Origin of the sequence: Specibacter sp. AOP5-B1-6 (genome assembly GCF_052376555.1) — a bacterium.
Taxonomy (GTDB): Bacteria; Actinomycetota; Actinomycetes; order Actinomycetales; family Micrococcaceae; genus Specibacter.
This window is the reverse complement of sequence record NZ_JBQSVT010000043.1, coordinates 25,943-32,108: the sequence shown is the minus strand read 5'-3', so window position 1 is coordinate 32,108 and position 6,166 is coordinate 25,943. Positions and strand designations below refer to the sequence as shown.

The window sequence follows — 6,166 nt, the reverse complement described above, 5'->3', positions numbered from 1 at the left end:
CTGTTCGTCTACGACGTGCCGGTCCGCACCCACTTCAAGATGCCCACCGACCTGCTCCTTGAGCTGGGCCGCGAAGGCGTCATCGCCGGCGTCAAGGACTCCTCCGGCGACGACGTCTCCTTCCGCCAGCTCCTGATCGGTGCCAAGGACATCCCGAACTTTGACATCTTCACCGGCCACGAAGTGGTTGTTGACGGTGCACTGCTCGGCGGCGCCCAAGGTGTTGTGCCGGGCCTGGGCAACGTTGACCCGAAGGCGTACCGCCGCTTGTACGACCTCTCCGTGGCGGGCGACTGGGCCGGTGCCGCTGCCGAGCAGGACCGCATCGCCGACGTCTTCAACATCGTCTACACCCCGAAGGCCGGCCGGGTTTCCGGCAACGCCGCGGGCTTGGGCGCGTTCAAGACCGCCCTGATGCTCATGGGCGTCATCAAGTCCAACGTCATGAGCGCCCCGATGCTCGCCCTCGACGAGGACGAGACCGCAGCCATCAAGGTCGTCCTCGAACGCACGGGCTTGATCTAAGCCACTGTCCCGTGCGGCACACGGGTGCGGCACGGGATAGTGGACTCCTAGTCCAGTCCCAGACTTTGAAAACCCGAGGGTTTTGGGCAGTACTTTTCGCCCTTCGACTATGGTTATCCTCCGTAAAAAGCCCAAGCCCCACACTGCGCCGCTCGCCGCCGGCCCAGACCTGCTGAACTGGTAATATCCGACGAATGACCGGGTCCCCGGCGCATGCGGCGGGGACGGCCCCAAGGAGACAGATGGACCAAATGACGCACCTGCGGATCAACGGCGCAGAACTGTACTCGGAGGTTGCCGGTTCCGGGGAACCCGTGCTCCTCCTGCATGGCGGCTTCTGCTCGCTGGAGTCCCTGCGGTTAGTCTCCGACGCCCTTGTCCCCGGCTACCGGGTGCTCGCCTTTGAACGCTCCGGACACGGACGCTCCGCCGACATCGCTGAGGAGTACAGCTACCCCCGCGGCGTCGCAGATGTCTTGGCCTATCTGGACACCCAGGGCCTTGAGTCGGTGCACGTGATCGGTTACAGCGACGGCGCCATCATCGGCCTGCTGCTCGCGCTGGAACACCCGGAACGGGTGCGGTCATTGGTCGCCATCAGCGCAAACCTGGACCCCACCGCCTTCACCCACTCCGCCGAGGGCGCCGGCTTCCCCCAACTCGGCTCCCCGCCTGCGCGCCCGTCCCTCACCGTTTCGCCGGGCGAACCCGAGTCAACCGTAGAGCCGACTCCGGACCTCGAACGGATGCACTACGGCACCCTCTCGCCCGACGGCCCCGACCATGCCGACGTCGTCCTCGAAAAGCTGTTTAGGTTGTGGACCAAAGAACCTCAAATCGATCCCGCCGAGCTGAGCAAAGTCACAGCGCCGACCCTGGTCATGTCGGGGGACCGGGACACCATCCGGGTGGACCACAGCCTGTTGATCGCCTCCTCGATTCCCGGCGCGCAACTGTGCATCGTGCCCGGCACCACCCACGGACTGGTCGCCGAACGACCGGCACTGATCAGCGCCGTCATCCGGGAATTCCTGCCGCAGCCATGAAACCGCAGACGACCCATTAAAACCAGCCGCTACCGTGATCGGCGGAGCAGCCAAACAAAGTAGGGGCCGCCAAGCAGGGCGATCATCAGCCCCGCCGGCAGCTGGGCCGGCGAGATCAGCGTGCGGCCCAGGATGTCCGCCACCGACACGAGCAGCCCGCCCAGCAGCATTGAAACCGGAATGAGCCGGCCATGCCTGGCCCCGACCACAGCCCGGGCCATGTGCGGGGCCACAAGCCCCACAAATCCGACGGCGCCGATCGCGACCACGCTCAGTGACGCCAGCACAGCAGCCACGGCCAGCAGCCCCAGGCGCGCCCGGTCGGACCTGATCCCGAGAATCCGGGGAGTGTCCTCATCGATGGCCAGCAGATCCAATTGACGCCGCATCACCAGCAGCAGCGGCACCGCGACAATCAGGCCCACAGCAACCGGCGCCACATCTGCAAAGGTCCGGCCATAGGTCGTGCCGGACAGCCAGGTCAGGATCCGGGGTGTGTTCCACGGGTCGGCGCGCAACAACATGAACGTGGTGATGGCGCTCAAGCCGTAGCCACAGCCGATGCCGATCAGCACAAAACGATCCGGCAAAAACCCGCCACGCCAGGCCAGCAGCGCAATCAACGCGAAGGTGGCCAGCCCCATCAGGACAGCCATGACGATGAGCAGGGGGCGTCCGCCCGCGCCGGACGTCACAACGCTGACCGCGCCCAACCCGGCGCCGGCCGTGATCCCCAGCAGGCCGGGTTCGGCCAATGGGTTGCGCACCGTGGCCTGGACAACGCAGCCGGCCAGGCCGAGTGCCGCACCGGCCAGCAGGGCAGCAGCGACGCGCGGGCCGCGTTCGTCGAACGCGCGCCCAATCAAGTCCGGCGCCGTGCCCTGAAGCCAGAGCCCCAGGTCGCCGAGGCGCAGCCACAAGCTTCCGGCGAGCAGCCCGACGACGATCGCCGCCACCAGCAGCACCGCAGCAATGCCCATGGCGATCAGGAACCGCCGGCGGGAGTGAATGCCGATCCGGGCCTGGGGCGGCTGGCGGATCGGACCGGAATCGCGCATGCGCAACGCGAGCACGACGATCACCACGGCGCCCAGCAGCGCCGTCGGAATCCCGGTGGGAATGGAGCTGGCCCCTGCGGCACCGAGAATCGCGCGCAATACAACGTCCGCAAGCAAAATCAACAGGGCGCCCAGCAGCCCGGACAGGGGCACCAGGAACAGATGCCGGTGCAGGGCCTTCATCCGGTTGGCAATCAGCCGGGCCAGCACGGGGGCGCCGAGCCCCACAAACGCGATGGGGCCCGCCAGCGTCACGGTGATGCTGGTCAACAACACGGCACAGACCACCGCGATGAGGCGGGTGGAACGGATGGGCACGCCGAGGGATGCTGCGGTGTCGTCGCCCAGTTTGAGGACATCGAGGCGCCTGCACAACAGCAGCGCCACGCACAGCACCACGATGATCACCGGCGCCGCCCGCACGGAGGCGTCAAGATTGAGCTGGGCAAGTGAGCCGCTGCCCCACGCGAACAAGCCGATGGTGTTTTCCTTGAACAGGATCAACAGCATGGCCGTGGCCGCATCCAGCGCCATGGCGGTTGCCGAGCCGGCCAGGATAAGCCGGGTGGTTCCATTGCCGGCGCTGCTGCCGGCAAGCCCCAGCACCAGCGCCGCGGCGAGCAGGCCGCCCGCAAACGCAACGCCGCTCGAGGCCCACAACGGCACGGCCAGGCCAAGCGCCGCAACCAGGGAAAGCGCAAAATAGGAGCCGGCCGTGACGGCCAGGGTGTCCGGGGAGGCCAGCACGTTCCGGGTGACGGACTGCAGCAATGCTCCGGCAACACCCAGCGCGAAACCAACGGCAACTCCCGCGAACAGGCGCGGAAGCCGCGAACCGGTCAGCACATCGCTGACCGGCACCCCGCCAACAGTCTCCCGGGCCCCGGTGAGCAGCCGCAGCAGATCCTGCATGCCAGCCCCGGAGGTGCCCTGGGTCAGGTGCCACAACCCCACCACAATGATGGCGAGCACAAGGACGCCAAGAACGGCGACGCCGGCGGCACTGCTGCCGAAGCTGCCGGGGCCGACGTCGGGCAGGGGCGGCCGGCTTCCGGGTGAGCCGCTGCTGCCGGAGTTGCCGTTGCCCCCGGGTGAAACGGTGTGGGTTGGCGTGCTCACCCCTGCAGGAGGGCGTCAACGAAGGCGTCAATCGCCTGCTCGCAGGACAGCGGTCCGCCCGCACCCCAAACGCCCGCCGGGAATGCGTAAGCCCGGTCCTCCTGCACGGCCGGAAGCGCCGTCCAGATCGAGTTCTTTTCCAGTTCCGCGACGTAGCTTCCTGCCTCCTCGTCATTGGAGTAGAACAAGTTCGCATCGCCCACGGCAGTGAGCCCCTCGATGTCGGTCTGCCCCAGGCCGTAGGCGGGGTCCACCCCGCCGCTTCCGTAGGCGGCGTCGATCTCGTCGGTCCAGGCCGTTTTCATCCCCAGCTCCTCGCCAATGGCCGTGAACAGGGCGCCCTTGCCGTACGGGCGGATGGTGACGTTGCCGCCCTCGATCCAGCCGTCAAAGAACAAGAAGTTCGACGTCGGCAGATCGACAGTGGCGACCTTTTCCTTCGCGTCGGCCAGGTGGGCGTCGAAGCCAGCCAGCACGTTGTCGGCCCGCTCACTCCGTCCGGTAGCCTCGGCGATCATGGAAAACACGTTCTTCATGTTCCCGATGGGATCGGCGCCATCAGCGCCGAGCGTGGCGAGCACCGGCACGCCGCGCTTTTCCAGTGTGGTGATGAGCTCGTCATCGGCGCTGAAGGCCTCAACAATGATCAGGTCCGGGTTCGCGGCGTAAAGCGTGTCAAGATCGGGTTCTCCACGGGTGCCGATGTCGGCGACCCCTGCGGGGATTGTCTCCGCGCTTACATAGGTCCCGTATCCGGCGGCGTCGGAGACAGCCACCGGGGCAACACACAGCGTGAGGGCATCCTCGATCTGCTGCCATTCCAGCACGGCGATGCGCTCGGCCGGCTTGTCGAGCTTCACTTGGCGGCCCAGTCCGTCGGTGAAGGACACGGCGCCCGTCGAGGTGGCGGTCTTGTCTGCGGCACAGTCTTGCGACGAAGCTGCCGCGACCTTCCCTCCGCCGGCATTTTCAAGGTTCGTGGTGCCGCAGGCGGTCAGGGTGAGCGCGGCGACGGCCAGTGTGGCGGCAGCTGCGGCAAGGTGGTGGAACCGGATCATGGCAGATTCTTTCGGGTTGGCGAAGTTGGGAAGATTGGGAAGTCAGGGGGTGCCGGCGGGGACCCGGGCGGCATGGCGCCCGATGGGGTCGATCCGGAGGCGGTTGCTTGGCTGGTCAACGCTGACCTCGACGCGGATGGCGTAAACCTCAGAGATGTTCGCTGCCGTGAGAACCGCCGCAGGACTGCCGGTGGCGTGAATGCGGCCGGCCGACATCAGCAGCAGGTGATCGGCGATGCGGGCGGCCTGGTCGAGATCGTGCAGCACAATCCCCACCGCAACTCCGTGCTCGTCAGCGAGATCACGCACCAGGTCCAGGGTTTCAATTTGATAGCGCAGATCCAGGTGATTGGTGGGCTCGTCCAACAGCACGACGCCGGTCTCCTGGGCCACGCACGCGGCGAGCCACACGCGCTGGACCTCTCCTCCGGAGAGTTCTCCGACGGCACGGCCGGCCATGTCCCGAACCCCTGTGGCGGCCATGGCGTGGTCGATGGCGCTGCGATCCTTGGAAGTCAAACCCGCGAATCCACGCCGGTGCGGGTGGCGGCCAAAGGCCACGACCTCGCTGACCGTCAGGCCTTGCGGTGCGGGCCGGGACTGGGAGAACAAGGTGACCTCCCGGGCGAACTGCCGGGCCGTGAGCAGCGAGACCTCCCGATCAGCCTGCCCGTCGCGCCCTCCAAGCCTCACGTGCCCGCCGTCGATGCGGTGCAGCCGCGCCAGCGAGCGCAGCACGGTGGATTTCCCGCTGCCGTTGGGGCCAACAAGCGCTGTCACACGCCCGGGGGCCAGGGTCACGGAGACGCCGTGGACAACCGTTTCCTTCCCGTACCGCAACACCAGCTCATCCCCGCTCAGCGGGCTCGCCGGCATCACTCGCCAGGGCCGAAAGCAGCGGCGCCGAAAACGGCAGGGCCGAAAACGGCAGGGGGAACCCGCAAAGCAGCGGGCGGGGTGTGCGCGGGAAGCATGAAGGATCCTGGTTCAGGAAGCGGAAACGGAAGTGGAAGCGACAGGGCGTGGCACGCCTGCCGGGGTGGGCAGGGGCCGCAACGGCCACTGACACCTGCGCGCCTGTTCGAAGACTCTGCGCACTCGTAAACACTGCACAGAACTCGGCTTAGGGTTGCCTTGCCTTACCGAGTATAGGGCCGACTCTGCCGTGACCACAATCGGTGTTCACGCCGGCGCGGGGGAGCGCAGCCGCAAGGCGAATCAGGCAGAACCGAACGGGGAGGTTCCCTTGGAGCCCGCCCCCTGCCGCCAATCCGCGCAGTGGCACCGTTTGGCGTTGACGCCGGTCACGTGTGTATTCTAGTTTTGCCGCCATTATGGCGGTTGTCATCGGGATTGTAAC

5 protein-coding genes are annotated in these 6,166 nt (G+C 66.9%); 2 read left to right on the top strand and 3 right to left on the bottom strand.

Translation table 11 applies throughout. The annotated features are described in order from the left end of the window. Window positions 1–525 (top strand): dihydrodipicolinate synthase family protein (locus ACT3TS_RS16645; RefSeq protein ID WP_444532643.1); only part of this gene is annotated, 525 nt, incomplete at its 5' end. 242 nt (window positions 526–767) lie between these two features. Next, window positions 768–1,571, top strand: coding sequence for an alpha/beta fold hydrolase (locus tag ACT3TS_RS16640; protein WP_444532642.1), 804 nt, complete (start codon window positions 768–770; stop codon window positions 1,569–1,571). A 29-nt stretch (window positions 1,572–1,600) separates the two neighbouring features. On the opposite strand, the gene ACT3TS_RS16635 is transcribed toward ACT3TS_RS16640, so the two are convergent. Genes ACT3TS_RS16635 through ACT3TS_RS16625 form a run of 3 tightly spaced genes read right to left on the bottom strand, consistent with a single transcriptional unit; the run spans window position 1,601 to window position 5,682 of the window. Next, complete coding sequence (locus ACT3TS_RS16635; protein WP_444532641.1) at window positions 1,601–3,748, bottom strand: iron ABC transporter permease; 2,148 nt, start codon at window positions 3,746–3,748, stop codon at window positions 1,601–1,603. After that, entirely contained in the window at window positions 3,745–4,806 is a 1,062-nt protein-coding gene (locus ACT3TS_RS16630) for an iron-siderophore ABC transporter substrate-binding protein (RefSeq protein ID WP_444532640.1), read from the bottom strand. Before ACT3TS_RS16630 ends, ACT3TS_RS16635 begins: the two co-directional genes overlap by 4 nt. Window positions 4,807–4,848: 42 nt before the next feature. Continuing rightward, window positions 4,849–5,682: an ABC transporter ATP-binding protein gene (locus ACT3TS_RS16625; RefSeq protein ID WP_444532639.1), complete on the bottom strand. Its 834-nt coding sequence runs from the start codon at window positions 5,680–5,682 to the stop codon at window positions 4,849–4,851. Between the last annotated feature and the right edge of the window lie 484 nt (window positions 5,683–6,166).